Source organism: Actinomyces urogenitalis DSM 15434, assembly GCF_000159035.1.
Classification (GTDB): domain Bacteria; phylum Actinomycetota; class Actinomycetes; order Actinomycetales; family Actinomycetaceae; genus Actinomyces; species Actinomyces urogenitalis.
On record NZ_DS999579.1, the window covers coordinates 1 to 2,181 of the forward strand.

Sequence of the window (2,181 nt, forward strand, 5' to 3'; positions counted from 1 at the left end):
CCGCTCCGGCGAGGTCCGAGCACGACGCCGTCTGAGCGCCTGGGCTGGTTCCTGGCCGTGGCGGCGCCGGTCGTCTTCCTGGCAGTCTTCTTCGCCTGGCCGGTGGCCAGCCTGCTGGCTCGTGGCCTGGCACCGCAGGGAGCCCTCGACCTGTCTGGCTTCGTGGAGGTCCTGGCGCGCCCGCGTACCTGGCGCATCATCCGCCAGACCCTGCTCCAGGCCAGCGCCGCCACCGCGATCTGCGTCCTGCTCGGCCTCCCGGGGGCCTGCGTGCTCTACCGGCGCCGTTTTCCGGGACGGGACCTGCTGCGGGCCGTGGTGACCGTTCCCTTCGTCCTGCCCAGCGTCGTCGTCGGTATCGCCTTCCACGCCCTGGTCACCCGCGGCGGCCCGCTGGGCGGCGTGGCCGACGGCGCCCTGGACGGCTCGGTCCTCACCGTCGTCGCCGCCCTGGTCTTCTTCAACTACGGGCTGGTCGTGCGCATGGTGGGCACCATGTGGTCCCGGCTGGACCCGCGCGCCGTGGAGGCAGCACGCACCCTGGGAGCCTCACCCTGGCGCGCCTTCTACACCGTCACCCTGCCCAGCCTCGCTCCCACGATCGCGGCGGCCGCCTCCCTGACCTTCCTTTTCTGCGCCACTGCCTACGGGGTCGTCCTGGTCCTGGGAGGCACCGGCATCGGGACGATCGAGACCGAGATCTACGTGCTCACCGCCCAGTACCTCGACCTGAGGGCGGCTGCCGTGCTCTCCGTCCTCCAGCTGCTGGTCATCGCTGCGGTGCTGTGGCTGACCGAGCGCACGCGCAGGGCCTCCCAGGCCTGGCTGCGCCTGCACCTGGACGTACCGCCCACGCGCCTGCGCCGCGCCGACCTGCCGGCCCTGGCCCTGACCCTCATGGTGGTGGCCGGGCTGCTGATCGGTCCCGTCGTGGTCCTCCTGGCGCGTTCGCTGCGCCGCGGGGGGCAGTGGACCCTGGCCAACTACACGGACCTATCCACCACTGGCGGTCGCAATGCCCTGCTCGTCACGGTGTGGCAGGCCGCCGGCAACTCGCTACGGGTGGCGGCTGCGGCGGCGGTGATCGCGCTGGCTATCGGGACGGCGGTGAGTCTCGTGGTCTCCCGCCGGCCCCGCTCGCCGTGGCTGCGCCGCGGAGTCGTCCTGCTCGACTCGGTCTTCATGCTCCCGCTGGGAGTCTCCGCCGTGACGGTCGGCTTCGGTTTCCTCATCACGCTCACCCGCCCTCCCCTGGTGCTGACTCGCAGCTGGTGGATCCTGCCGCTGGCCCAGGCCGTGGTGGCGGTGCCACTGGTGGTGCGCACTCTCCTGCCGGCGCTGCGGGCCATCGATCCGCGTCAGCGTGAGGTCGCCGCGGCGCTGGGGGCAGGCCCCGGCCGGTGCTGGCCACGGTGGACGGGCCGCATCTGCTGCGCGCCGGCGGGCTGGCGGCCGGCTTCGCCCTGGCCACGAGCCTGGGGGAGTTCGGGGCGACGTCCTTCCTCGCCCGCCCCCAGACCCCGACCCTGCCCGTGGTCCTGTACCGCCTCATCGGGTCCCCTGGTGCGCAGAACCAGGGGATGGGGCTGGCCGCGGGTGTGGTGCTGGCAGCCGGGACGGCAGCCATCATGCTCGCCTGCGAGCGGGCCCAGACCATGCACCTGCGGCGCAGCCGCGAGCCGGTCAGGCTGCCGGCGACGAGGGAGGAGAGACCATGACGCCAGTCACGACCAGCCCTGCCCGCGACCGCGCGCCGGCGCCCGCGGCAACGGGGCTGGAGATCCGCAATCTGGAGATCACCTACCCTGCGGCCCCCGCACGGCGCCGAGGCGCGCCGGCCACCGGCCCGGTGCGCGCCGTCGACGGCGTCAGCCTCACCGTGGGCCGGGGCGAGGTCGTGGCGCTCCTGGGGCCATCCGGCTGCGGGAAGTCCTCCCTGCTGCGTGCCGTGGCCGGGCTGGAGGACCTCGCCGGTGGCGAGATCTGCTGGGACGGCGACGACGTCGTCTCCCTGCCGGTCCACAGGCGCGGCTTCGGCCTCATGTTCCAGGACGGGCAGCTCTTCCCCTTCCGGGACGTGGCTGGCAACGTCGCCTACGGGCTGACTGGGCTGCCCCGGGCGCGCCGACGCGCCCGGGTCGAGGAGATGCTCACGCTGGTGGGGCTGTCCGGCTACGCAGG

General features: G+C 73.7%; 1 protein-coding gene and 1 pseudogene. Both read left to right on the forward strand.

The genetic code is table 11. The annotated features are described in order from the left end of the window. Positions 1-270: 270 nt before the first annotated feature. Positions 271-741: pseudogene (locus tag HMPREF0058_RS13280) on the forward strand (ABC transporter permease); the annotation flags it as partial. A gap of 973 nt (positions 742-1,714) precedes the next feature. Continuing rightward, positions 1,715-2,181, forward strand: a 467-nt coding sequence (locus HMPREF0058_RS11260) for an ATP-binding cassette domain-containing protein (protein WP_040319970.1), incomplete at its 3' end; no start/stop codon positions are given.